The sequence below is a fragment of the Sinorhizobium fredii genome (assembly GCF_002944405.1).
In the GTDB taxonomy this organism is placed as follows: domain Bacteria; phylum Pseudomonadota; class Alphaproteobacteria; order Rhizobiales; family Rhizobiaceae; genus Sinorhizobium; species Sinorhizobium fredii_C.
Window position 1 is genome coordinate 3,466,425 of the sequence record NZ_CP024307.1, and the last position, 23,941, is coordinate 3,490,365.

Consider the following 23,941-nt stretch of genomic DNA (forward strand, 5'->3'; position numbering starts at 1 on the left):
TTCCGCTTCAAAGAGAAAGGCCGCGCCAGAGGGACGCGGCCAGTCTCCGTCGTTCAAATCCGCTCGAAGCGCAAGCGATCACTTCAATCCATGCAACAGCGTCTTGAGCGGCCCTTCGACGATCGGGCGGATGTCGGCGCGCTCGAGCGCGAAGGCAACGTTTGCGAGGATGAAGCCGTCCTTCGCACCGCAGTCGAAAGTCTCGCCGCGGAAATGATAGGCGGCGAAGGGCTGCGCGCCGGAAAGCTTCACCATGCCGTCGGTCAGCTGGATCTCGTTGCCGGCGCCGCGTTCCTGGCGCTCGAGAATCGGGAAGATTTCCGGCTGCAGGATATAGCGGCCGTTGATGAAGAAGTTGGACGGGGCCGTTCCGGGCGCCGGTTTCTCGACCATCTTGGTGATCTTGAAGCCGTCGCCGACCCGGTCGCCGACGCCGACGATCCCGTATTTGTGCGCCTGGTCGGGGGCGCATTCCTCGACGGCGATGACATTGCCGCCGCTGTGCTCGTAGAGCTCGACCATGCCCTTGAGGCAGCCCTTCTCGCCCTTCATGATCATGTCGGGAAGAAGCAGCGCAAAGGGCTCGTTGCCGACGAGATCGCGCGCGCACCACACGGCATGGCCGAGCCCGAGCGGCGCCTGCTGGCGGGTGAAGCTCGTCGTGCCGGCCTTCGGCAGCATGGCTTCGAGCAGCTCGATTTCCGCCTTCTTGTTGCGCTCCCGGAGCGTCTGGTCGAGTTCGACCTGGATGTCGAAATAATCCTCGATGACCGCCTTGCTGCGACCGGTCACGAAGATCAGATGCTCGATCCCTGCCTCCAGCGCCTCGTCGACGACATACTGGATGACCGGCTTGTCCACGACCGTCAGCATTTCCTTCGGCACTGCCTTGGTGGCGGGAAGGAAACGCGTTCCCAGGCCTGCGACCGGGAAAACGGCTTTGCGAACTTTACGCTTGTCGGTCATGAACACCTCCTTGGAGTGGACCTCAGTCTAGCCTGAAACAGGCGAATTGAATCGGTTTTAGTCGTCATTTGCCATTTTTTGCGAAGGAAGACGACTCGGCAATTTCATGGTAAAGACTTTGTTGACTTCGTTTCTGTAGGCTTCTCCACTGACCCGAAACGGCTGCTGCCGTTCGGCCTCACGAAGGACCGCATGCTGCCCCACACGCGGCGCGCTTGCGGGGAAGATTCGCAAAACCCGGAGTAATCCGTCCGGCATGAACGCTGGCTGAATGCTCCGCCGAGAAACGGAACCGACAGCAGATGATCAGAAACCGCAGGACGTTCTTCCGACATATCGCCGCCGCTCTCGTCGCCGCCGCCGCGCTGGGTTCATCGCCCGCGCGGGCGGATCAAGGTTTTCAGAACTGGATCAACAACTTCTACGCAACGGCCGCCAAGAGCGGCATCAGCCAGGCGACCTACCGCAAAGCTTTCGCCGGCGTGATGACGCCCGACCCGGCCGTCATCGAGAAAGCCAACTACCAGCCCGAATTCAAGCACAAGATTTGGGAATATATTGACTCGCGTGTCAATCCTTACACCAGGCGCATAGGCCAGGAGATGGCGGCCAAGCACGCGCGCACGCTCGACTCGCTCGAGCGGCATTTCGGCGTCGACCGCACCATCCTGCTGGCGATCTGGTCGATGGAGTCGAATTATGGCGCCGTCCTGCAGAAGGACGACCGGCTGCACTATGTGCCGCGCGCGCTCGCAACGCTTGCCTATGCCGACCCGAAGCGCGCCAAATTCGCCAGGACCCAGCTGATCGCGGCCTTGAAGATCCTGCAGAGCGGCGACATCACCCCGCGCGAGCTCACCGGCTCCTGGGCGGGCGCCATGGGGCATACGCAATTCATCCCGACCAGCTACCTGCTCTACGCGGTCGACGCCGACGGCAACGGCCATCGCGACATCTGGAATTCGGTTCCCGATGCGCTGGCGACGGCTGCCAACCTCTTGAAGAAGAACGGCTGGCAGCCGGGCGAGACCTGGGGTTACGAGGTCGTGGCGCCGGCCAATGCGGCCAAATATTCTGGCCAGACGAAGACGCTCGGCCAATGGGCCGCGCTCGGCTTCCTTCGCCCGAACGGCAAGGGGTTCCGCAACTCGAAAACCCGCGCCGAACTCAAGCTGCCGGGCGGCGGCGGCGGTCCGGGCTTCCTGATGACGCGCAACTTCTTCGTGATCAAGCGTTACAACGCCTCCGATTCCTATGCGCTCGGCGTCGGGCTTCTCGCCGACCAGATCGCCGGCTATGCCGGCATGCAGCAGCGCTGGCCGCGGCCCGACGGTTCGCTCGACATCAGCGAGAAGTTCGAACTGCAGAACCGGCTCAAGGAACTTGGCTATTACGATGGCGAGGTGGACGGCAATTTCGGCTCGGGCTCGAAAGCCGCGATCCAGGCCTTCCAGACGCAGAACGGCCTGACGCCGGACGGCGAGCCGACGCAGAACCTGCTGCGCGCCCTGCGCCGCTAAACGCTCGCCACGACCTTCCTGGATCACGGCGATTTGCGATCATTCGGTCCCAAATCGCTGTGATTTGGCGTATGGTTGAGAGCGCGCCTGCCATTCGACGGTGATTGTAACCATGTTTAGAACGAGAGATGCCGGGAAAGGGTCGCTTCTCCTGCGTTTGACGCCGGTCTTCCTGGCTGCGGCTGCGATGCTGGTCACCGGCTTCCTTGCCAGCATGGCCGAGGCGCAAGAGCCCGTCCCGCGTCGCACTTTTTTCCAACGGCTCTTCGGCGGCTTCGCGCCACAACGGCGAACTTATTATCAGGATCAGAGCGCCTATCCGCCGCAACCGCGGCCGCGTCGCATACAGAGGCGGCGGCAGCAGCCGGCCGAGCAGCAGCGGCCGCGCCAGCAGCGCGCCAAGCCGCGCGTCGTGGACGCCCCCCCGCCCGCTCCGGTCGTCGAGAAGTCGCCGGACGCGAAAAAGGTCCTGGTCGTCGGCGACTTCGTTGCCGGAAGTCTTGGCGACGGCCTGAAGACTGCCTTCGAGATGACGCCAGGTGTCGTGGTGGAGACGCGCGCCAACGGCTCGTCCGGCCTCGTCCGGGACGACTACTTCGATTTGCCGGAGAACCTGCCGGGCTATGTCGCCGAACTCAAGCCCTCGGTCATCGTCGTCAGTCTTGGCGCCAATGATCGCCAGATGATGCGGATCGGCGAAACCAACGAGGCGTTCCGCAGCGACCTGTGGATGGCGGAATACCGCAAGCGCGTCAACGCGCTCGCCGCGCTGGCTCGAAAGGACAATCTGCCGCTTCTCTGGGTCGGCATGCCGCCATTCCAGTCGACCGCCATGACCGCCGACATGGTCACCTTCAACGGCATCTATCGCGAGGAGGCGGAGAAGGTCGGCGGACAGTTCATCGACATCTGGGACGGCTTCGTCGACGAAGGCGGCAAGTTCGTTCTGACCGGCTCCGACATCAACGGCCAGCAGGTCCGCCTGCGCGGCTCCGACGGCATCAACCTGACCAAGGCGGGCAAGCGCAAGCTTGCCTTCTATGTCGAGAAGGACATCCGCAAGCTTCTCGGCGAGGCAGCCGCGGACGCGGACGTGCCGGGTGCCGGGAAACTCAAGGATCTTGTGGTTACCGCCCCGCTTGCCAACGAGGATATCGTCAAGACGCCGCCGATCAGCGTCACCGATCCGGCGCTCGACGGCGCCACAGCCCTTCTCGGAGCGGGCGCGCCTGAGAAGGGCACCGGAAAGAGCCCGAGAGATCTGCTCGTGGAAAAGGGCGAGGTACCCACCGCCCCAGTCGGCCGCATCGACGATTTCCGGCTGGCAAAGCCCGCAACGGTGATCAGCAATCCGCTGTTGCGGAATGCACAGCCATAGATTCTTTGCCCCTCATCCGCCTGCCGGCACCTTCTCCCCGCAGGCGGGGCGAAGGACGCGCGCCACATCGCCTTTGTCCCTTCGCCGGAGGCGGGGCGGAGGAGAACCGTCGCGCCGTCCAGTCCCCTCTCCCCGCGCGTGGGGAGAGGCTTAGTCCTCGGGTTAAACCCGAGGAGAGGGGCACAAGGAAGGCAATGCCTTTACCTCGGCAGCACCGTCGATCCCATCAGCGCCTCGTCGATCGCCCGGGCCGCCTGCCGGCCTTCGCGGATCGCCCAGACGACGAGCGATTGGCCGCGGCGGACGTCGCCGGCTGTCCAGAGCTTGTCGACCGAGGTCCTGTAGTCCCGCTCGTTGGCCACGACGTTGGTCGAACCGCGCCGGTCGGTGTTCAGCGACAGCCTGTCAGCGAGGTCCTTGAGCACGCTGGTCGTGAACGGGCCGCGGAAGCCGATGGCGATGAAGGCGAGGTCCGCCTTGATGATGAACTCGGTACCGGCAATCGGCTTGCGCCGATCGTCCACCTGGCAGCACTTGACGCCCGTCAGGTTGCCGTCCTCGTCGCCGATGAATTCGAGCGTGGCGACCTGGAACTCGCGAACGGCACCCTCGGCCTGGCTCGATGAGGTGCGCATCTTCGTTGCCCAGAACGGCCAGACAGCGAGCTTGTCTTCCTTCTCCGGCGGCTGCGGGCGGATGTCGAGCTGCGTCACCTTGACGGCACCCTGGCGGAAGGCCGTGCCGACGCAGTCGGACGCCGTGTCACCGCCGCCGACGACCACCACATGCTTGCCGCCGGCGAGGATAGGCTCGGACGGCCAGCCGACGCTGTCGATGTTCTCGCGGCCGACGCGGCGGTTCTGCTGCACCAGATAGGGCATGGCGTCGTGCACGCCGATGAACTCGACGCCCGGGATCCCAGCATCGCGCGGCGTTTCGGAGCCGCCGCAATAGAGCACCGCGTCGTGATCGTCGATGAGCGTTTGGACAGCCAGGTCGACGCCGACATTGATGCCGCAGTGGAAGGTCACGCCTTCGCCCTTCATCTGTTCGACGCGGCGATCGATGAAGTTCTTCTCCATCTTGAAGTCCGGAATGCCGTAGCGCAGCAGCCCGCCGGGCTTCGATTCGCGCTCGTAGACATGAACCTCGTGGCCGGCGCGGGCAAGCTGCTGCGCAGCCGCCATGCCGGCCGGTCCAGAACCGATGATCGCGACCTTCTTGCCGGTCTTGGTAACGGCCGGCTGCGGCACGATGTAGCCCATCTCATAGGCTTTGTCGGCGATCGCCTGCTCGACCGTCTTGATCGCCACCGGCACGTCCTCGAGGTTCAGCGTGCAGGCTTCCTCGCAGGGCGCCGGGCAGACGCGGCCGGTAAATTCCGGGAAGTTGTTGGTCGAATGCAGGTTGCGGATCGCCTCGTCCCAGTTGCCGTTATAGACGAGGTCGTTCCAGTCCGGGATCTGGTTGTGTACCGGACACCCGGTCGGCCCATGGCAGTAAGGGATGCCGCAGTCCATGCAGCGAGCGGCCTGCTTCTGCACTTCCTGGTCGGACATCGGAATGGTGAATTCACGAAAATGGCGGATGCGGTCGGACGCCGGCTGGTACTTCGCCACCTGCCGGTCGATCTCGAGAAATCCAGTAACCTTGCCCATCTTACGATCCTGATATCTTCAAATCTGCACAGGCGCCCATGAGGCGCGTGGTGGCCCCCGTCACCGGGAACGGTTCGGGGGCCGCTGTCACAGGTGCCTTTACTCGGCCGCTACCGCCATTTTCATGCGTTCCATGTCCTCGAGCGCGCGGCGGTATTCGACCGGCATGACCTTCCGGAATTTCGGCCGGTAGTCCGTCCACTGATCGAGGATCTCCTTGGCGCGCGCCGACCCCGTGAAGTGCAGGTGGTTGGAGATCAGCTGGTAGAGCCGTTCCTCGTCGTGGCGCGTCATATCGCCCGAGACGTCCACCCGGCCCTTGTACATGAGGTCGCCGCCGTGATGGTGCAGCTTCTCCAGCATGTCGTCCTCCTCCGGCACCGGCTGCAGCTCGACCATGGCCATGTTGCAGCGGCGTGCGAAGTCTCCCTCCTCGTCGAGCACGTAGGCGACGCCGCCGGACATGCCGGCCGCGAAGTTGCGCCCCGTGCCGCCGAGCACGACGACGACGCCGCCGGTCATGTATTCGCAGCCGTGGTCGCCGACACCCTCGACGACCGCCACCGCACCCGAGTTGCGCACGGCGAAGCGTTCGCCGGCGACGCCGTTGAAGTAGCACTCGCCCGAGATCGCCCCGTAGAGCACCGTGTTGCCGACGATGATCGACTCCTGCGGCACGATCTTCGCGCTTTCCGGCGGCCGAACGATGATGCGCCCGCCCGAAAGGCCCTTGCCGACATAGTCGTTGCCGTCGCCGACGAGATCAAAAGTGATGCCGCGCGCCAGGAAGGCGCCGAAGGACTGGCCCGCCGTGCCCTTGAGCGTCACGTGGATCGTGTCGTCCTTCAGCCCCTTGTGGCCCCAGCGCTTGGCGAGCGCACCGGAAAGCATCGCGCCGGCCGAGCGGTCGACGTTCTTGATCTCCGCCTCGAACGCCACCGGAACCTTGGTCTCGAGCGCCAGCTTCGCCTTCTCGACCAGCCTGCGGTCGAGAATGTCATCGATCGGATGGTTCTGGCGGGTCGTCCAGTAGGTCGCTTCCTTCGGCGCTTCGACCTTGTGGAAGATCTTCGAGAAGTCGAGGCCCCTCGCCTTCCAATGCTCGATCATACGGTCGCGCTCGAGCAGTTCCGAGGCGCCGATGATGTCGTCGAGCTTGCGGACCCCGAGCGAAGCGAGGATTTCCCGCACCTCTTCGGCCACGAAGAAGAAGTAGTTGATGACGTGTTCCGGCGCGCCCTTGAAGCGCTTCCGGAGCACCGGATCCTGTGTGGCGACGCCGACCGGACAGGTGTTCAGATGGCACTTGCGCATCATGATGCAGCCGGCGGCGATCAGCGGCGCGGTGGCGAAACCGAATTCGTCAGCACCGAGCAACGCGCCGATGATCACATCACGGCCGGTCTTAAGGCCGCCATCGACCTGAAGGGCGACGCGCGAGCGCAAGCCGTTCAGCACCAAAGTCTGCTGGGTTTCGGCAAGGCCGATTTCCCAAGGGCTGCCGGCGTGCTTCAGCGAAGTCAGCGGCGAGGCGCCGGTGCCGCCGTCGAAGCCGGCAATGGTGATGTGGTCGGCGCGCGCCTTGGCGACACCGGCCGCAACCGTGCCGACGCCGACTTCCGACACCAGCTTCACCGAAATATCGGCCTCCGGGTTGACGTTCTTCAGATCGTAGATCAGCTGCGCCAGGTCTTCGATCGAATAGATATCGTGATGCGGCGGCGGCGAGATGAGGCCGACGCCCGGCGTCGAATGCCGGGTCTTGGCGACCGTCGCATCCACCTTGTGGCCGGGCAGCTGACCGCCCTCGCCGGGCTTCGCACCCTGCGCCACCTTGATCTGCAGCACGTCGGCATTGACCAAATATTCGGTGGTGACGCCGAAGCGGCCGGAGGCGATCTGCTTGATCGCCGAGCGTTCCGGGTTCATCGAACCGTCCGGACGCGGCAGATAGCGGTCGCTTTCCTCGCCGCCCTCGCCGGTGTTCGACTTGCCGCCGATCCGGTTCATGGCGATCGCCAGCGTCGTATGCGCCTCGCGGCTGATCGAGCCGAAGGACATCGCCCCGGTCGAGAAACGCTTGACGATCTCGGCTGCCGGCTCGACCTCGTCGATCGGGATCGGCTTGCGGCCGACGGCCTCTGCGCTCTTGATCGTGAACAGTCCGCGGATCGTGTTCATGCGCAGCGCCGAGGCGTTCACCATCTCGGCGAATTCGCGGTAGCGGTCCTCGGCATTGCCGCGCACCGCATGCTGCAGCGAAGCGATGGCGTCCGGCGTCCAGGCATGGCTCTCGCCGCGCATGCGGAAGGCGTATTCGCCGCCGATGTCCAGCGTGTTGGCAAGCACCGGATCGGCGCCGAAGGCGGCCTTGTGGCGGGAAACCGTCTCGGCGGCGATCTCATCGAGGCCGATGCCCTCGATCGTCGTCGCCGTGCCGAAGAAATACTTGTCGACCAGCTTCGACGACAGGCCGACGGCGTCGAAGATCTGTGCGCCGCAATAGGACTGGTAAGTCGAGATGCCCATCTTCGACATGACCTTGAGGATGCCCTTGCCGACTGCCTTGATGTAGCGGTAGACGACCTCCTTCTCGTCGACTTCCTTTGGGAAGTCGCCGCGCTTGTGCATGTCGACGAGCGTATCGAAGGCGAGATAGGGGTTGATCGCTTCCGCGCCATAGCCGGCGAGCAGGCAGAAGTGATGCACCTCGCGCGGCTCGCCCGATTCGAGCACGAGGCCGACAGACGTGCGCAGGCCCTTGCGGATAAGGTGGTGGTGCACGGCCGCGGTCGCCAGCAGCGCCGGGATAGCCACGCGATCCGGCCCGATCTGCCGGTCGGAAAGCACGATGATGTTGTAGCCGCCCTTGACCGCCGCTTCGGCGCGCTCGCAGAGTCGGTCGAGCATTTCCGGCATGCCTTCGGCACCGCGCGAAATGTCATAGGTGAAGTCGAGCGTCTTGGTGTCGAAGCGGTCTTCCGTATGGCCGATTGAACGGATCTTCTCAAGATCGCCATTCGTCAGGATCGGCTGGCGAACCTCCAGCCGCTTGGCATGCGCCATGCCGGCGTGGTCGAGGATGTTCGGCCGCGGACCGATGAACGAGACGAGGCTCATCACCAGTTCCTCGCGGATCGGATCGATCGGCGGGTTGGTGACCTGGGCGAAGTTCTGCTTGAAATAGGTGTAAAGCAGCTTCGGCTTGTCTGACATGGCCGAGATCGGCGTGTCGGTGCCCATCGAGCCGATCGCTTCCTGGCCGGTAGTCGCCATCGGCGACATCAGGAGCTTCGTGTCTTCCTGGCTGTAGCCGAAGGCCTGCTGGCGGTCGATCAGCGATACGTCGCGGCGCAGCGCCCGGGGCTCGACCGGCTTCAGGTCTTCGAGGATGAGCTGGGTATCGTCGAGCCACTGCCGGTAGGGATGCTTGCCGGCAAGCGACGACTTCACCTCCTCGTCGGAGATGATGCGGCCCTCTTCCATGTCGATCAGCAGCATCTTGCCCGGCTGCAGCCGCCACTTCTTGACGATCTTGTCCTCATCCACTGGAAGCACGCCGGCTTCCGACGCCATGATGACACGGTCGTCGCTGGTGACGATATAGCGCGCCGGGCGCAGGCCGTTGCGGTCGAGCGTCGCGCCGATCTGGCGGCCGTCGGTGAAGGCGACCGCCGCCGGCCCGTCCCACGGTTCCATGAGGGCCGCATGATACTCGTAGAACGCCTTGCGTTCGGGCGACATCAGCTGGTTGCCGGCCCAGGCCTCCGGGATCAGCATCATCACCGCGTGCGACAGCGAATAGCCGCCCTGCACCAGGAACTCGAGCGCGTTGTCGAAACAGGCAGTGTCCGACTGGCCCTCATAGGAGATCGGCCAGAGCTTGGAGATGTCGTCGCCGAAGAGCGGCGAGGAAACCGACGCCTGCCGCGCCGCCATCCAGTTGACGTTGCCGCGCAGCGTGTTGATCTCGCCGTTATGCGCTACCATGCGGTAGGGATGCGCCAGCTTCCAGGACGGGAAGGTGTTCGTCGAGAAGCGCTGGTGAACCAGCGCCACCGCCGACTGGAAACGCTCGTCGGCAAGGTCCTTGTAATAGGCGCCGACCTGGTAGGCAAGGAACATGCCCTTGTAGACGATGGTCGAGGTCGACAGCGATACGACATAGAAGCCGAGGTCGCCGCCGTCCGCCTCCGCATAGATGCGGTTGGAGATCACCTTGCGCAGCGTAAACAGTCGCCGCTCGAATTCCGCATTGGTGGCAGCATCGCGGCCGGCGCCGATGAAGACCTGCACATGGTGCGGCTCGGTGGCGGCGATGTCTGGCGCCTTCGAAAGCGACGAATTGTCGACCGGAACGTCGCGGAAGCCGAGCAGATGCTGGCCTTCCTCGGCCACCACCTCGCTGATCACCTCCTTGAAATGGGCGATCAGCTTCTCGTCGCGCGGCATGAAGAGATAGCCGACGGCATATTCGCCCGCCTTCGGCAGGGTGACCCCCTGGTTCGCCATCTCCTCGCGGAAGAAGCGGTCGGGGATCTGCACGAGAATGCCCGCGCCGTCGCCCATCAGCGGGTCGGCGCCGACCGCACCGCGGTGCGTCAGGTTTTCAAGCATAAAGAGCCCGTCGCGCACGATCTGGTGCGACTTCTCGCCCTTCATATGCGCGACGAAGCCGACGCCGCAGGCGTCATGCTCGTTGCGTGGATCGTAAAGGCCCTGTTTTCGCGGCAGACCGGAGGGGAATGCGGGCGTTTTCACAGCCGTCGCAGCATTCTGTGCGAGGTGGAGCCCAATCTGTTGTGATGGCGAATGATCCGTCATCGTCGTCCCTCCTGTTGTACCCGGAAATCCGGGCATACCGCGGCCCGCGCGCCTAAGCCGCCTCGCGTTTTCGCATCGCGGCAAGCCGGGGCATTATCGTCGCATGATCCTGAGCAGGTCGCAAATGAAGCGCGGCCCATCAGGCACGAATGTCCGCGACCATGGTGATGGTAGGCGATAACAGCCGAATGAAACCCGGCGAAACCCCTTACGCTCCCCGCCCGAGGCCGCTTTTCGCGGCCCTTCCGGCGATTGTTCCGGTCCCTAGACCGAAATAGGACAGCAAACCTGTCCTATTTCATGCGTTCTATGCCAGAAAGCGCCCCCCTCCGCAAGGGGCATGGCCGCAAATAATGCTGGAGACTTTGCCGAACATTGCCAAAAATTTCGCCGGTTTGAAATAAAATTACGCGACGCCGTCGCTTTCTTCACTTTGGTTTCAAACTGGTCTTCTGTTGGCATCGCCAAGAAGCTACCACATGTCTCCTTAAATCGAACTCGGTTCAACGGACAAAGACATTGAAGTGCTACAGCGGCCTTTGCGCGCGCGATAAACGCGCGGCGCTGTAGGCATTGTCTGGACGCCGAACTCGGCTATGGTCACCCCGAATCGGCCGCCGAGGCTGACAGATAGGATGATTCTGATGATATTTGCCTCCGACAACTGGGCTGGCGCTCATCCGGCCATTTCCGAAAACCTCGCCGCCGAAGCGCGGGGTTATGTTTCCGCCTACGGCACGAGCGAACTCGACCGGAATGTGGAAAAGCGCCTGTCGGAGATTTTCGAAACGGACGTGGCGGTGTTCTTCGTCGGCACCGGCACGGCGGCCAACGCGCTTGCGCTGGCGAGCACCAATCGGGCCGGAGGGGTCGCCTTCTGCCACCGCGAAGCGCATGTGAATGTGGACGAATGCGGCGCGCCGGAATTCTTCTCGCAGGGCGCCAGGCTGTGCCCGGTCGCCGGCGCGCGCGGCAAGATGGATGCGGCGCGGCTCGAGGCCGAGATCCGCCGCTTTCCGCCGGACGTCGTGCATGGCGGCCAGCCGATGGCGGTGACGCTGACGCAGGCGACGGAGAGCGGCACGGTCTATTCGCTCCCGGAGATCGAAGCGATCGCCTCGATCGCCAAGTCACACAGGCTGCCGCTGCACATGGACGGCGCGCGCTTCGCCAATGCCCTCGTTAGCCTCGACACAACCCCGGCCGAGATGACCTGGAAGCGCGGCGTCGACCTTCTATCCTTCGGCGGCACGAAGAACGGCTGCTGGTGCGCCGAGGCGCTCATCCTCTTCGACCTGTCGAAGGCGCACGAGATGCACTTCCTACGCAAGCGGGCGGCCCAGCTTTTCTCGAAGTCCCGTTTCATCGCCGCCCAATTCGACGCTTATCTCAAGGGCGATCTATGGCTCGATCTCGCCCGCCATGCGAATGGCATGGCCCGCCGCCTTGCGGAAGGAATCGCGGCTTCGGCCGTGAGCCGGCTCGCCTGGACGCCGGAGGCCAACGAAGTTTTCGTGATCCTGAAGCGCGACGTGGCCGCGCGTCTGCAGGAGCAGGGGGCGGTCTTCTACGACTGGCCCGCGCCGCAAGACCTCTCCTCCAGCCTCGCCGCGGATGAAGGCCTCTACCGCCTCGTCACAAGCTTCGCGACGCGCGCCGATGACGTCGACCAGTTCATCGCGGCCTGCTGAACAAGGGAATGCGCGGCAGAAATGCCCATGAAAAAACGGCGCCCCGAGGGACGCCGTCTTTGATGGTCTAATGATGGACGTTAGGCCGTCTGCGCCTCGATCTGCTTCGGCTGGGAAGAGACCGAAGTGATCTCGATGCGACGCGGCTTGGCAGCTTCCGGAATCTCACGCACGAGATCGACGTGAAGCAGGCCGTTCTTCAGCGAAGCAGCTCGGATCTCGACATGGTCGGCAAGCTGGAAGCGGCGCTCGAAGGCCCGCTTGGCGATGCCGCGATGGAGAAACTGGCTTTCCTCACCCTTCTCCTCGCTCTTCTCGCCCTTGATCGTCAGCGTATTCTCGCGCGCTTCGACCGAAAGCTCGCTTTCGTCGAAGCCGGCAACGGCCATGGTGATACGGTAGGCGTTTTCGCCGGTCCGCTCGATGTTGTAGGGCGGATAGGTCTGCGCCTGATCGGGCTGGCCCAGGCTGTCAAGCATGGTGAACAGGCGATCGAAGCCGACGGTGGAGCGGTAAAGGGGGGAAAAGTCAAAGTGACGCATGGTGTCCTCCTTCAAGAGCAACGGTTTGCGATGTCTGGCCTGCCGCCCCATAAGGCTGCGGCATGACCGGTGAGCGGACCCGTCTTCGGCGCCCGCAGCCAAAACATGGGAGCGCTTTCGCATGAGTTCAAGGGCCGACCTGGCCACATTGGTGAACGGCAAATGAACGACGGGTTCGGCCGCCGTTCAGCCTCGCGCAGCTAAAACAGACACACTGGGTGGAAGCGCCCAGGGCTGAAGCGACATGTCCCTTCTCCTTCAGCGGCCGGAAGCGGTGATCGTCCGGATTTCATCCGCCGCTTCCGGCTTTTTTCTTTGACGTGGGCAGGACTGCCGCCTATCCCTAAACTATCTCGACTTCGTTTCCTCGGCCGCGCGCTTAATGACGACGATCCTTCATTCCACGCCGGATAATCCGATACCGGGCAAGCCCCGGGTGGGCTTTTTGGACGGCGCCGGCGACCGCAAGATCCGCTACGCCGTCTTCAAGGCGAACGCGCCGGTCACGCGCGGCACGATTGTGCTCCTGCAGGGGCGCAACGAGTCGATCGAGAAATACTTCGAAACGATCGGCGATCTCACGGCGGCCGGTTTCTGGGTCGCGACCTTCGACTGGCGCGGTCAGGGTGGATCCGAACGGCTGCTGCCGCAGCCGGGCCGCGGCCACGTGGAGCATTTTGCCGACTACGAGCGCGATCTGTCGATATTCCTGGAGCAGATCGTCCTGCCCGACACGCGCCTGCCCTTTTCCATTGTCGCCCATTCGATGGGGGCGCTCGTCGCCCTGTCGCTGGCGCCGATGCTGGCAAGCCGTATCGACCGAATGGTGCTGCTGGCCCCATTTCTGGGCTTGAGCGGCCAGGCGATCGGCGAGCCCGGCATAGTCGCGATCGCCACGGCAATGCGCTGGTTCGGCCTCGGCAACCTGCCGGTGCGCGGCGACAAGGAGCGCCAGTCTCCCTTCAGGAACAACCCGCTGACCTCGGACAGCCGGCGTTATGCCCGCAACCTTGCCGTCATCGACGCCTGTCCGCATTTGCGCATCGGGCCGCCGACCGGCCGCTGGTTGAGCGAAGCGTTCCGGGTGATCAGGCGCACGACGCGCCGCGAGCACCTCACGAGGATAATCGTGCCGACGGTCATCCTGGCGCCGACGGCCGACGGCCTCGTGCCCTATCTCGCCATGGAATATCTCGCCAGCAATTTCCGCGCCGGCCATTTGATCCCGATCGACGGGGCGCGCCACGAGCTCTTCCAGGAAGCCGACCGCTACCGCGCCCAGGCGCTCGCCGCCATTCTGGCCTTCCTGCCGGGGACCGACGCCGAGGAAATCGACCTTTCGCCGCAGACGATGGAAGATGCGTAACTCATTGCATGTCGCCCACAAATGTGGGCAGCAGCTTTGAGGTAACGACATGCACAAAGCGGGCGCGTTTTAGCGCGCTCGCAACGTCTCCAGCGCCTGCGCATGTAGCTCCGGGCTGCCCGCGGCGATGATCTCGCCGCCCATTTCCGCCGGACCGCCCTGCCAGTCGGTGATGATGCCGCCCGCCTGTTCGATTAGCGGAATGAGGCCGCCGACATCGTAGGGCTTCAGGCCGCATTCAATGACGAGATCGACATGGCCGGCCGCAAGCAGTGCGAAGGCGTAGCAATCGCATCCGTAGCGGAAGAGCCGCACCTTGGCCTGCAGCGCTTCGAAGCGCTCCTTGAGATCGCCGGTATAGAGATGCGGCGAGGTGGTGAACAGGACAGCATCGGAAAGCGCGTCGCAGGCACGCGCGGACAGCACCTTCTCGCCACCGGGGCCCCGATAGATCGCTTTCTCGCCGTCGGCGAAATAGCGCTCGCCGGTGAAGGGCTGGTCCATCAGCCCCATGATCGCCTTGCCGTGGCGATAGAGGCCGATCAGCGTTCCCCAGACCGGCAATCCGGAAATGAAGGCACGCGTTCCGTCGATCGGATCGATCACCCAGACATGTTCGCGGTCGAGGCCGATATTGCCGTGCTCTTCGCCGAGGATACCATGCTCAGGGAACGCGGCTTCGATCAATCGCCGGATGGCCGCCTCGGCCGACTGATCGGCTTCGGTGACGGGATCGAATCCGCCTTCGAGCTTGTTGACGACGCTCGTGCCCGTGCGGAAGCGCGGCAGGGTTTCCGCCTTGGCGGCATCGGCGAGGCGGTCGAAGAAGGAACGGTCGGGCAGCATGTCACTCTCTTGAGGCGAGAAGGAAGTTCATTCTGAATAGAGGAAATCTGCCGAAAGGCAACGCTTGCGCCGGGCGCTCGCAGCTGCGGTGCCAAGACACGCTCGCCTACTGCCTGTCTCCTTAATCGACCCGATTCAAGGAGAAAGACATGCGGCAAATTCAAAGTGCTACAGCAACCTTTGCGCGTCTGATAAGACGCGCGGCGCTGTAGAAACTTGACAATTGTGCAGTGCAATATTAAAGTTTCCTGGCAGTCACGAGTGGCTGCAAATACCCTCCTTGGGTGTTTCCTCCCTAGACTTGACCGCGCCATTGGCGCGGTTCTTTTTAAGGGCAAGAGCAGGCTATTCCGCGGCAAGCGGCAGATAGGCGCCGTAATCCTCGACATGGCGCGCCAGACCTGCGACGAACGTCGCAAGATCGGTTTCCAGGGCGGCAAATCCCGGCTTTTTGACCAGCGTCGCCTCGTCGATATAGAGGCTGCGGTTGATCTCGATCTGAAGCGCGTGTAGCCCCCGCGTCGGCCGGCCATAATGTTCGGTGATGAAGCCGCCGGCATAGGGCTTGTTGCGCGTCACCGCATAGCCGAGCTGCTCCAGGAGTTCGACCGCAAAGCGCGACAGTTCCGCCGCGGCGCTCGTTCCATAGCGGTCGCCGATGATGAAATCCGGTCGCTGGCCGCTTCCTGCCAGGTGAACGTTGCCGGGCATCGAGTGGCAGTCGATGAGCACCGCCATGCCGAACTGGACATGGGTGCGGGCGATCAGCTTCCGGAGCGTCGCATGGTAGGGCTTGTAGATCGATTCGATCCGCGCCAGCGCCTCCTCGACGGGCACGCGGCTGCGATAGATTTCCATATTCTCGGCGACCAGCCGCGGCACCGTGCCGAGCCCGCCTGCGACCCGCATCGAGCTGATATTGGCGTGGGGCGGCAGCGCCCCCTCGAACATGCGCGGATCGAGCTCGTAAGGTTCGCGGTTGACGTCGAGAAAGGCACGCGGGAAATGGGCCCTCAGCAGCGGCGCTCCAAGGAGCGTGGCGCTTTGGAAGAGTTCGTCGACGAAGTGATCCTCGGACCGCCGAATCGAATGCGCATCGAGCCGCGACTGATCGAGAAAGGATTGGGGATAGTAGCGCCCGCTATGCGGTGAGTTGAACACGAGGGGGATCCGCTGGCTCGCGGGTTCCAAGACCTCGAACACGTCCCACTCGGCCACTTCCCCCATCTGAACCCTTTTACCATATGCGGATCTTGCTGTTTTGATCATGTTGCCAGTTGGCCGCCTCTGTGTCCATAGTGGCCTCCCGTCGGTTCCGGGGGTTGACCCCTGCCGTTCACCGGATATTTACGCTGTTGCGGTTTGCTAGGCTGCCGCATCCCACAAGCATCGAAAAGAAGTAGCCACGGCCGAATTCATGACTGCGAAAATCCTCCTTGCCGAAGACGACAACGACATGCGCCGCTTCCTCGTGAAGGCGTTGGAAAAGGCCGGCTACAAGGTCCTGTCCTACGACAACGGCGCCAGCGCCTATGACCGGCTGCGCGAAGAGCCCTTTTCGCTGCTGCTGACCGATATCGTTATGCCCGAGATGGACGGCATCGAGCTCGCCCGCCGGGCGACCGAGCTCGACCCGGACCTGAAGGTCATGTTCATCACCGGCTTTGCCGCCGTCGCGCTCAATCCCGACTCGAAGGCCCCGAAGGACGCCAAGGTCCTTTCGAAGCCCTTCCACCTTCGCGACCTCGTCGACGAGGTCAACAAGATGCTGGCTGCCTGAGACCCCCCAAGCGGTTTCCCTATCTGTCAAAACGGCTGGCCAAGCCGATCTGCTTGATCGGCTTCCGCTTGCGCTTTGCCCCGCCAGAATTCGCAAGCCGCGCGTCACGCTGCCCGTTCCTCCGGCAGCAACCTCTGTTATTTCAATCATTTAGCTGCCCGATGCGCCCGCAGCGGGCTAAAGGCCGAACGCGCGCCCATCGAAGTCCCGCCCCACCGGCACCTTCGAACTTTCTGTCAAAAAACCTTCGAAAAGCCTATTGACGCGCACGCCGGTTTTATGGTCTATGCGCCGCATCGGATGGGCGTGTAGCTCAGCGGGAGAGCACTACGTTGACATCGTAGGGGTCACAAGTTCGATCCTTGTCACGCCCACCATCCTTTTCAAGGGCTTAGCGGTCCCGCTGAGCCCTTTGTCGTTTCTGGTGGCTAATGGCGCCAAGGTGCGGGCGGCTTCGCGCCGAGCAGCCATCATGCCCTGACCTCCTGACGCTGGAAGACGACGTAGGCCAAAGTGAAGAGCAGGACCATCGCAGCGACTAGTCCCGAGAGCTGCGGCCATACGACCAGCAGGCTTTGCACGGTCGGTAGCGGTGCGCTGGCAATCGCGCCTTGGACTTGATCGAAGAACAAGGGACCGACCGAGCGCGCCGCGGGGTTCAACAGCATTCCGGTGATTTCCCCGTAAAGCGTCTGAGGCGAGGACCTGCTGATGGCCTACTGCGTTTCGAGCTGTGTCACCACCGTCATCGGCTCGAGCGGATCGATGGGAGCCAGCGCGCCTGCAAACAGCGGCGCGATCATGTCCCAGAACACCGCAAGCACCAGCCAGACCGACAGGGCGGCCAACGCCGAGGTCGCCGGCGAGCGGATCAAGGTCGAGAAGGCGATCGCCAGCGCCAGCCAGACACCGGCGTAGGCAAGCGTCGCGGCGAGATAGGCGGCACCCCGCACGATGTCGGCGGCCGACGGGGCAGACCGAGGAACAGGATGCCGAGGCCTGTCATGAGCAGCCAGAGCCTCAGCAGCGCGATTGCGATAACAAGCAAGCCACCGAGGAACTTTCCGAACAAAACCGCATCGCGGTAGATCGGCTGCGCCAGGAGCCGGCTTATTGTCCGCCAGGCGTATTCGCCGTTGACTGCGTCGAAACCCAGCGCGATCGCCACCAGCGGCAACAGAAAGCCAAGCAAGGCGGCGAAGGATGGAAGCGGCTCGCACGCCTCCGTCAACAGCTTCAGGAACAGGAAAGGATCCTCGGCTGTGGTTGCGGTGATGCGCCCAATCGCACCATAGACGGCGCCGATCGCGGTCAGCAGCACGAGCAGCATGATCAGATGCATCCGCGCGGCTGGTCATATGATCGGCCGCTTCCTTGAAGGCAATCGTTGCCGCTACCTTGAAGGGTGAGCCTTCACGCGTCATGGACAACCTCCCGGACATACCGATTGTAGGCCTGGTCAAGCCGCGCCCGACGCAGGTCCAAATTCTTCAGGGAACCACCAGCATCGACGACGAGGCGGGCGAGCTCCGGGCGAACATCGCGGTCGCTTTCGACCAGCCAATGGCCGTGGCGACCGGGTGCGATCGACGTCACGCCCTCGGCCGACGTGCCCAGTTCGGTAAGGTCGATACCATCGGCCTCGACATCGATGAGGAAAGCGCCTCCCCCGATCTTGTCGGCAAGCTCTTCGATGGTGCCGAGGAATCCAATCCGGCCGTTGCTAAACAACGCAATGCGATCGCAGACCGTTTGCACCACGTTGAGCATGTGCTGTCATGCCGTCGCGGCTCAGCGCTCCTCATCTCGTTCCCCTTCAACGTTCGACATTCACGCGCGCGGCGGCCGCTTAACCGATCACCAGGAACAGTTTTGAGCCACCGCGAAACAGATCGAGCGCAATCGCGCCGCCGGCGTCCTTCAACGCCGCGGCGAGCTCCGCCACGGTGGCGACGGGCTTTCGATTAACGGCAATGATCACGTCGCCGGCGCGCAAACCCGATCGCGCCGCTGCGCTTCCTCCTTCAATGCTGGAGACAACCACATTACCAGCCGCATCCTCGAACTGCGCGCCCTGCAGGGGAGCGGGCGTTGCATCGGCCTCAGCATTTGCCTCGGCCGGCTCAATGCGCATTGTCACCTTTTTGCGAGCCCGATCGCGCAGATATTCGATCTCGACCTGTGATCCGACCTGAGCCAAACCGATCCGATTGCGGAGATCTGCCGAGCCGGTGATTTTGCGATTGTTGACGGCGATGATGACATCGCCAGACCGGCACTCGCTGCCGGCGAATTCTGCTCAATGCTTCCGACAACGGCGCCGGAAGTCTCCTCTATGCTGAGCGCCTCGGCTAGGTCCGGCGTGAGGTCCTGAATGGAAACGCCGATCCGGCCGCGCCGCACTTCGCCATGCTCGATCAGTTGCTGCATCACGGCGGAGGCCATCGCGATCGGAACCGCAAAGCCGATGCCGACGTTGCCGCCGGCCGGCGCGATGATGGCGGTGCTGACGCCGACCAGCCGACCATCGGCAGTCACCAGTGCCCCTCCCGAATTGCCGGGATTAATCGAGGCGTCGGTCTGGATGAAATCCTCATAACCCTCGACATTGATGCCGCCACGCCCAAGAGCGCTGACACGGGCCTCGGGTCCGGCCTCCTTGGAGCCGATCTCGGGCTCCTGCCGCCCTGCTGCAAACCGATGTTCGAACGCTTCACCCATCGAGGGGCAAGCCATGGTTCGATGGGTCCGCGCCCCTGAGGCGCGAACCCATCGTTTCCGTCAGAAGTCCATACCTCCAGGCGGCATCGGCGGAACCGGCGCCTCCTTCTTCGGCTTCTCGGCGACCATTGCCTCGGTGGTAATCAGCAGCCCGGCGACAGAAGCGGCGTCCTGCAGCGCGGTTCGAACGACTTTGACCGGATCGATCACACCTTGCTCGTAAAGGTCACCGAACTCGTTGGTCTGGGCGTTCCAGCCATAGCCAAATTCGGATTTCTCGCGCAGCTTGCCGACGATGATCGAGCCTTCGGCACCCGCGTTCTCGGCGATCTGGCGCACCGGCGCTTCGATCGCACGGCGCACGATCTCGATGCCATGCCTCTGATCGGCGTTCTCGGTCTGAACGCCGTCCAGGGCCTTGACGGCTCGCAGCAAAGCGACGCCACCGCCGGGCAGCACGCCCTCCTCGACAGCCGCCCGCGTTGCATGCATTGCGTCATCGACGCGGTCCTTGCGTTCCTTGACTTCGACCTCGGTCGAGCCCCCCACGCGGATCACGGCAACACCGCCGGCGAGCTTGGCGAGACGCTCCTGCAGCTTCTCGCGATCATAGTCCGAGGTGGTCTCCTCGATCTGCGCCTTGATCTGGGCGACGCGACCCTGGATCTCCGTCTTCGAACCAGCGCCGTCGACGATGGTCGTGTTTTCCTTCTCGACAACCACCTTCTTGGCGCGGCCGAGCATTTCGAGCGTGACGTTCTCGAGCTTGATGCCGAGATCCTCGGAGATCGCAGTACCGCCGGTCAGAATGGCGATGTCCTCGAGCATGGCCTTGCGGCGGTCGCCAAAACCAGGCGCTTTCACTGCAGCGACCTTCAGGCCGCCACGCAGCTTGTTGACGACGAGCGTGGCGAGCGCTTCACCCTCGACGTCCTCGGCGATAATCAGCAGCGGTTTGCCGGATTGAACGACAGATTCGAGAACCGGAAGCAGCGCCTGCAGATTGGACAGCTTCTTCTCGTGGATGAGCACATAGGGCTCCTCCAGCTCGACGCGCATCTTTTCGGGATTGGTCACGAAATAGGGCGAGAGGTAACCGCGGTCGAACTGCATGCCCTCCACGACTTCGAGCTCCGTGACCGCGGTCTTGGCTTCTTCGACCGTGATCACTCCTTCGTTGCCGACCTTTTCCATCGCTTCTGCGAGGAAGCGGCCAATCTCCGTGTCGCCATTGGCCGAGATGGTGCCGACCTGGGCGATCTCATCGTTTCTGGTGACTTTGCGGGCATTGCTGCGCAGCTCCTCGACCACAGCCTCCACCGCCTTGTCGACGCCACGCTTGAGGTCCATCGGGTTCATTCCCGAGGCCACGGCTTTCGCTCCCTCCTTGACGATCGCCTGGGCGAGAACCGTTGCCGTGGTGGTGCCGTCGCCGGCGATGTCACTGGTCTTTGATGCCACTTCGCGCACCATCTGGGCGCCCATGTTCTCGAACTTGTCCTCAAGCTCGATCTCCTTGGCGACGGTGACGCCGTCCTTGGTGATCCGTGGAGCGCCGAACGATTTGTCGAGCACCACATTGCGACCCTTCGGGCCCAACGTCACCTTCACCGCATTGGCGAGAATGTCGACGCCGCGAAGCATCTTCTCGCGGGCTTCCGTATGGAATCTCACTTCCTTGGCAGCCATTTTTTCTACTCCTCCAATTGGCCCGGCTCTCAGGCGGCCTTCTTCGCCGAGGCTTCGTTCTCGATCACGCCCATGACGTCGGATTCCTTCATGATCAGAAGCTCCTCACCATTGAGCTTGATTTCTGTACCGGACCATTTACCGAACAGGATGCGATCGCCGGCTTTGACGTCGAGCTCGACGAGCTTGCCGCTGTCATCGCGTGCGCCCGGGCCGACGGCGATGACCTCGCCTTCCTGCGGCTTTTCCTTCGCCGTATCGGGGATGATGATGCCGCCGGCCGTCTTTTCCTCGGCTACAATGCGGCGGACCAGGATGCGGTCATGCAGGGGACGGAACGTCATGTCGCTCACCTCGTGGACAAACAGATTTCATAGAAGCTCACCGCGCCGCATCCGGCTCGAATCCGACGCGGGACGCACGATGTTTTGGCATCGCGCCAATCGATCTGGTTTCTGATTTTTCGAGTTTCAAGAGGGCGGCGCAATTTTTTAGCACTCGATCCATGTGAGTGCTAATCCCATGAATTTATAGCTTCATTTCCCGCCACCCCCCTTGACGTAACGCGGTGGGATCCCCAACTCATTTCTGCCGACGCCCCATTGGGGTCGGCCTGGTCAGGGAGCGCCGAGCTTCTTGGCGCTTCCTCGTATCTATGTTGCTCTACGGAGGATGTAGCTATGAGAACAAGCCTCGACTTTACCCCCTTCTACAGGTCGAGCATCGGCTTCGATCGCATGTTCGATCTGCTGGAAAACGCCAGTCTGAACGCTGAAAACTGGCCGCCCTACAACATCGTGAAACTTGGCGAAGATTCCTACCGAATCGAAATCGCGGTAGCGGGATTTGCCGAAGACGACCTAACGATCACCCATGAGGCGAACATGCTCATGGTCAACGGCGCCAAGTCCAAGGATGAGGAGGCACAGTACCTCCATCAGGGGCTCGCCGTGCGGCCGTTCGCGCGTAAATTCGAACTCGCCGATCATGTCTTTGTCGAGGGCGCAAAGCTCGAAAACGGGTTGCTTGTCATTAATCTCAGGAGGGAGATCCCTGAGGAGATGAAGCCACATCGGATCACCATCCAAACCGAAGTGACCAAGCCCGCTTCGAAGCAGATCGAAGGCGACAAGGCAGCCTAAACCGGCGCGCCGCTCAAGCCTCGGCTGTTTTCGAAGGCGAGGGCCGGGAGAGAGCGCAAAAAAGGCGTGAACGAAACCGAAGAAAGGATGAAGCCATGAATGTACGTGACCTGATCCCCTGGAATCGTAGCAGCAGCCAGGTTCCAAGCGCCTTTCGCGGCGATGACCTAGATCCGTTCCTTTCGCTGCACCGCAATGTAAACCGGCTGTTTGACGACGTCTTCCGAGGTTTTGGCCAGCCCTCGTTGTTCGGTGCTGCGACGTCCTTCAATGGCTCGTGGCCGACAGTGGAGGTCGAGGAGAACGACAACGAAATCCGCGTGATAGCGGAGGTCCCGGGCATCGATCCAGACGATGTCGAGGTGCTGCTGGACGATGGTGTGCTAACGCTTCGCGGCGAGAAGAAATCGGAAACGGAGGACAAGGGCCGCCGGTTCACAGAGCGCTACTACGGGCGCTTCGAACGGCGGCTGGCTCTTGGTGGCCAGGTCGATGAGAATAAGGTCGCCGCAACGTTCAGGAACGGCCTGCTCTCGGTGACACTGCCTAAGACCGAGAAGGCGCGAGCCAACGTCAAGCGGATCAGCATCGATAAAGCCAAATAGTACCGTCGCCGCCGGCCGGGTCGATTGCCCGGCCGGCTATTCTGGTGACGACAACCTATCTCATTACGGGACGCCGTTCTCGACAGGAAAGCTCTCGTAGCGATGATCGGAAATTCGCGGAGCAGATCGGCGACAGCCAGCATCCGGCGGCTGAGGACCGGCTAAAACCAAACAGTGACCCGGTAGCACGCATCTTTCGTCCGTCACGTTCCGTGATGACGTCAGCGCGCCTCTCAAGGCGACCTTGGCTGCTGGTGTTCGAACGGAGAGACCCGCCGGTCATCGACTATCTCATCGGCTAAACCGGAGGGAGTGACACGCTGTCTCAGGTCGAACTTCCCATCCCGCGAGGCCGCCATTGCCTATGCGGAAAGACGGAAACTTAACTACATCGTCGTGGACGACAGGAGCCGCTAGTTTGAGGGGAGCAGTAACCGGCTGTGGCCGAAGCGCCGTACCTTTCAGTAGCGGCGCGTGTCGCAAATTGCAGCAGGGCGAGACGATCAACCAGAGCCCGAGCCACGAATGAAGCTTGTTGACGCTGTTCCGCGTGCTGCGCACGCTGCGTAAGACGATGTAATCTTGGGCAAATTAATCTTCAAGACGGACTTGATTACTTGTTTGGACGGACGTGCACTTCCGGACATTCCCGCGAGCGAGGCGAGACGGAGTCGCGGGGTTAGGGCAATCCTTACGACAGGGCCATTCAGAACGTGGTGACGGGTCGCATGGGTTGCTGCTCGATAGGTCGGGGCCTGGAAGCGTGCCCCGACTCCAGCCTTTAGGCAAGCGAGTGTTGACCGCCAGCACCGGGTTTCGCGCCGAACATTGCATCCGCGCTCGCTGCCATGCCCGCATCTCGGCAGGCGTCAATGAACGCTTCGCGCGCGATGGCCACTGGGGTCATTCGGTTCAGAGCACGGCGGCACGTTTGAACGGCTCGACTGTATTTTCCACCTCGATGGAGGGCCAGGTCCTCTTCGAGAAAATCAAGCGCATCGTTGACGCAGGCGAAGACCTGCGGGGTCCCGTCCTTTTTGCGAACGATGACGGGCGTCATCCAAACCAGTTCCGGGTTAAGCATGATGTCCTCCTTTCGCATTCACACCGGATGAAAAAGAAGTGCAGAAAATATCGGCGCCAACAGATCGGATTTCAAGGCTTCTAACGCTTTCCCGAGTTGACCAATCATCCGAGCAGCTGGCTCGCCATC

Annotated in this window: 20 protein-coding genes, 1 tRNA gene and 1 pseudogene; 8 read left to right on the plus strand and 14 right to left on the minus strand. The window is 62.6% G+C overall.

The features are described from left to right. Positions 1-78: 78 nt before the first annotated feature. Positions 79-966, minus strand: a complete 888-nt coding sequence (gene galU, locus NXT3_RS17035; RefSeq protein ID WP_037420256.1) for a UTP--glucose-1-phosphate uridylyltransferase GalU — start codon at positions 964-966, stop codon at positions 79-81. A gap of 302 nt (positions 967-1,268) precedes the next feature. On the opposite strand from galU, the gene NXT3_RS17040 reads away from it, so the two are divergent. Together NXT3_RS17040 and NXT3_RS17045 are read left to right on the plus strand one after the other, a co-directional pair. Then, positions 1,269-2,486, plus strand: coding sequence for a lytic murein transglycosylase (locus NXT3_RS17040; protein ID WP_037420258.1), 1,218 nt, complete (start codon positions 1,269-1,271; stop codon positions 2,484-2,486). Between the two features lie 112 nt (positions 2,487-2,598). Then, positions 2,599-3,864 carry an SGNH/GDSL hydrolase family protein gene (locus NXT3_RS17045; RefSeq protein WP_104839741.1) on the plus strand — a complete coding sequence of 422 codons (1,266 nt, stop codon included), beginning with the start codon at positions 2,599-2,601 and terminating at the stop codon, positions 3,862-3,864. A 200-nt stretch (positions 3,865-4,064) separates the two neighbouring features. Here NXT3_RS17045 and NXT3_RS17050 read toward each other — a convergent pair whose 3' ends face one another. Beyond that, positions 4,065-5,522: a glutamate synthase subunit beta gene (locus NXT3_RS17050; RefSeq protein ID WP_104839742.1), complete on the minus strand. Its 1,458-nt coding sequence runs from the start codon at positions 5,520-5,522 to the stop codon at positions 4,065-4,067. Positions 5,523-5,621: 99 nt separating this feature from the next. Beyond that, a complete protein-coding gene (gene gltB / locus NXT3_RS17055) occupies positions 5,622-10,346 on the minus strand; it encodes a glutamate synthase large subunit (protein ID WP_104839743.1) in 4,725 nt (1,574 codons plus the stop codon). Between the two features lie 644 nt (positions 10,347-10,990). Here gltB and NXT3_RS17060 point away from each other — a divergent pair. Continuing rightward, positions 10,991-12,037: a threonine aldolase family protein gene (locus NXT3_RS17060; RefSeq protein ID WP_097526720.1), complete on the plus strand. Its 1,047-nt coding sequence runs from the start codon at positions 10,991-10,993 to the stop codon at positions 12,035-12,037. Positions 12,038-12,117: 80 nt separating this feature from the next. On the opposite strand, the gene NXT3_RS17065 is transcribed toward NXT3_RS17060, so the two are convergent. Beyond that, the gene (locus tag NXT3_RS17065) at positions 12,118-12,579 is read right to left on the minus strand and encodes an Hsp20 family protein (protein WP_037420270.1); all 462 of its coding nucleotides are present in this window, start codon (positions 12,577-12,579) and stop codon (positions 12,118-12,120) included. A 382-nt stretch (positions 12,580-12,961) separates the two neighbouring features. Here NXT3_RS17065 and NXT3_RS17070 point away from each other — a divergent pair, with 382 nt between their 5' ends. Then, a complete protein-coding gene (locus tag NXT3_RS17070) occupies positions 12,962-13,945 on the plus strand; it encodes an alpha/beta fold hydrolase (protein ID WP_097526685.1) in 984 nt (327 codons plus the stop codon). Between the two features lie 69 nt (positions 13,946-14,014). On the opposite strand, the gene hisN is transcribed toward NXT3_RS17070, so the two are convergent. Next, complete coding sequence (gene hisN, locus NXT3_RS17075) at positions 14,015-14,791, minus strand: histidinol-phosphatase (RefSeq protein WP_097526686.1); 777 nt, start codon at positions 14,789-14,791, stop codon at positions 14,015-14,017. Between the two features lie 345 nt (positions 14,792-15,136). Next, positions 15,137-16,018: an N-formylglutamate amidohydrolase gene (locus NXT3_RS17080; protein ID WP_037420278.1), complete on the minus strand. Its 882-nt coding sequence runs from the start codon at positions 16,016-16,018 to the stop codon at positions 15,137-15,139. 190 nt (positions 16,019-16,208) lie between these two features. On the opposite strand from NXT3_RS17080, the gene cpdR1 reads away from it, so the two are divergent. Next, entirely contained in the window at positions 16,209-16,571 is a 363-nt protein-coding gene (cpdR1, locus tag NXT3_RS17085) for a response regulator CpdR1 (RefSeq protein ID WP_037389271.1), read from the plus strand. Between the two features lie 302 nt (positions 16,572-16,873). After that, a tRNA-Val gene (locus NXT3_RS17090) sits at positions 16,874-16,948 on the plus strand. Between the two features lie 93 nt (positions 16,949-17,041). On the opposite strand, the gene NXT3_RS32450 is transcribed toward NXT3_RS17090, so the two are convergent. From NXT3_RS32450 to NXT3_RS17115, 7 genes and pseudogenes are all read right to left on the minus strand, one after another. Continuing rightward, positions 17,042-17,239 (minus strand): hypothetical protein, encoded by a 198-nt coding sequence (locus NXT3_RS32450; RefSeq protein ID WP_234819794.1) that lies wholly within the window; start codon positions 17,237-17,239, stop codon positions 17,042-17,044. Positions 17,240-17,287: 48 nt separating this feature from the next. Further along, a complete protein-coding gene (locus NXT3_RS32950) occupies positions 17,288-17,524 on the minus strand; it encodes an ABC transporter permease subunit (protein ID WP_272938909.1) in 237 nt (78 codons plus the stop codon). Beyond that, positions 17,443-17,901: an ABC transporter permease gene (locus tag NXT3_RS32455; protein WP_272938910.1), complete on the minus strand. Its 459-nt coding sequence runs from the start codon at positions 17,899-17,901 to the stop codon at positions 17,443-17,445. The genes NXT3_RS32950 and NXT3_RS32455 overlap by 82 nt, the downstream gene beginning before the upstream one ends. An 83-nt stretch (positions 17,902-17,984) precedes the next feature. Further along, the gene (locus tag NXT3_RS17100) at positions 17,985-18,341 is read right to left on the minus strand and encodes a hypothetical protein (RefSeq protein ID WP_199773306.1); all 357 of its coding nucleotides are present in this window, start codon (positions 18,339-18,341) and stop codon (positions 17,985-17,987) included. Between the two features lie 79 nt (positions 18,342-18,420). Continuing rightward, positions 18,421-19,208 (minus strand): annotated as a pseudogene (locus NXT3_RS17105) (PDZ domain-containing protein); the annotation flags it as partial. 144 nt (positions 19,209-19,352) lie between these two features. Further along, the gene (gene groL / locus NXT3_RS17110; protein WP_097539772.1) at positions 19,353-20,981 is read right to left on the minus strand and encodes a chaperonin GroEL; all 1,629 of its coding nucleotides are present in this window, start codon (positions 20,979-20,981) and stop codon (positions 19,353-19,355) included. Positions 20,982-21,010: 29 nt separating this feature from the next. Further along, on the minus strand, positions 21,011-21,325 hold the full coding sequence (locus NXT3_RS17115) for a co-chaperone GroES (RefSeq protein ID WP_037420378.1): 315 nt from the start codon (positions 21,323-21,325) through the stop codon (positions 21,011-21,013). Positions 21,326-21,661: 336 nt separating this feature from the next. On the opposite strand from NXT3_RS17115, the gene NXT3_RS17120 reads away from it, so the two are divergent. Together NXT3_RS17120 and NXT3_RS17125 are read left to right on the plus strand one after the other, a co-directional pair. Beyond that, complete coding sequence (locus NXT3_RS17120; RefSeq protein ID WP_037420281.1) at positions 21,662-22,123, plus strand: Hsp20 family protein; 462 nt, start codon at positions 21,662-21,664, stop codon at positions 22,121-22,123. Positions 22,124-22,218: 95 nt separating this feature from the next. Beyond that, the gene (locus tag NXT3_RS17125; RefSeq protein WP_104839744.1) at positions 22,219-22,728 is read left to right on the plus strand and encodes an Hsp20/alpha crystallin family protein; all 510 of its coding nucleotides are present in this window, start codon (positions 22,219-22,221) and stop codon (positions 22,726-22,728) included. A 781-nt stretch (positions 22,729-23,509) separates the two neighbouring features. Here the strand turns inward: NXT3_RS17125 and NXT3_RS17135 are convergent. Continuing rightward, positions 23,510-23,830, minus strand: coding sequence for a DUF982 domain-containing protein (locus NXT3_RS17135; protein WP_097526690.1), 321 nt, complete (start codon positions 23,828-23,830; stop codon positions 23,510-23,512). Between the last annotated feature and the right edge of the window lie 111 nt (positions 23,831-23,941).

Coding starts and splice junctions, on each gene's coding strand:
- NXT3_RS17065 (WP_037420270.1), bottom strand. CDS start 12,579: ATGCGTCACTTTGACTTTTCCCCCCTTTACCGCTCCACCGTCGGCTTC.
- NXT3_RS17050 (WP_104839742.1), bottom strand. CDS start 5,522: ATGGGCAAGGTTACTGGATTTCTCGAGATCGACCGGCAGGTGGCGAAG.
- cpdR1 (WP_037389271.1), top strand. CDS start 16,209: ATGACTGCGAAAATCCTCCTTGCCGAAGACGACAACGACATGCGCCGC.
- NXT3_RS17045 (WP_104839741.1), top strand. CDS start 2,599: ATGTTTAGAACGAGAGATGCCGGGAAAGGGTCGCTTCTCCTGCGTTTG.
- NXT3_RS32455 (WP_272938910.1), bottom strand. CDS start 17,901: ATGCTGCTCGTGCTGCTGACCGCGATCGGCGCCGTCTATGGTGCGATT.
- NXT3_RS17080 (WP_037420278.1), bottom strand. CDS start 16,018: ATGGGGGAAGTGGCCGAGTGGGACGTGTTCGAGGTCTTGGAACCCGCG.
- NXT3_RS17135 (WP_097526690.1), bottom strand. CDS start 23,830: ATGCGAAAGGAGGACATCATGCTTAACCCGGAACTGGTTTGGATGACG.
- NXT3_RS17125 (WP_104839744.1), top strand. CDS start 22,219: ATGAATGTACGTGACCTGATCCCCTGGAATCGTAGCAGCAGCCAGGTT.
- NXT3_RS17100 (WP_199773306.1), bottom strand. CDS start 18,341: ATGCTCAACGTGGTGCAAACGGTCTGCGATCGCATTGCGTTGTTTAGC.
- groL (WP_097539772.1), bottom strand. CDS start 20,981: ATGGCTGCCAAGGAAGTGAGATTCCATACGGAAGCCCGCGAGAAGATG.
- NXT3_RS32450 (WP_234819794.1), bottom strand. CDS start 17,239: ATGCTGTTGAACCCCGCGGCGCGCTCGGTCGGTCCCTTGTTCTTCGAT.
- NXT3_RS17070 (WP_097526685.1), top strand. CDS start 12,962: ATGACGACGATCCTTCATTCCACGCCGGATAATCCGATACCGGGCAAG.
- NXT3_RS17115 (WP_037420378.1), bottom strand. CDS start 21,325: ATGACGTTCCGTCCCCTGCATGACCGCATCCTGGTCCGCCGCATTGTA.
- gltB (WP_104839743.1), bottom strand. CDS start 10,346: ATGACGGATCATTCGCCATCACAACAGATTGGGCTCCACCTCGCACAG.
- NXT3_RS17040 (WP_037420258.1), top strand. CDS start 1,269: ATGATCAGAAACCGCAGGACGTTCTTCCGACATATCGCCGCCGCTCTC.
- hisN (WP_097526686.1), bottom strand. CDS start 14,791: ATGCTGCCCGACCGTTCCTTCTTCGACCGCCTCGCCGATGCCGCCAAG.
- NXT3_RS17120 (WP_037420281.1), top strand. CDS start 21,662: ATGAGAACAAGCCTCGACTTTACCCCCTTCTACAGGTCGAGCATCGGC.
- galU (WP_037420256.1), bottom strand. CDS start 966: ATGACCGACAAGCGTAAAGTTCGCAAAGCCGTTTTCCCGGTCGCAGGC.
- NXT3_RS17060 (WP_097526720.1), top strand. CDS start 10,991: ATGATATTTGCCTCCGACAACTGGGCTGGCGCTCATCCGGCCATTTCC.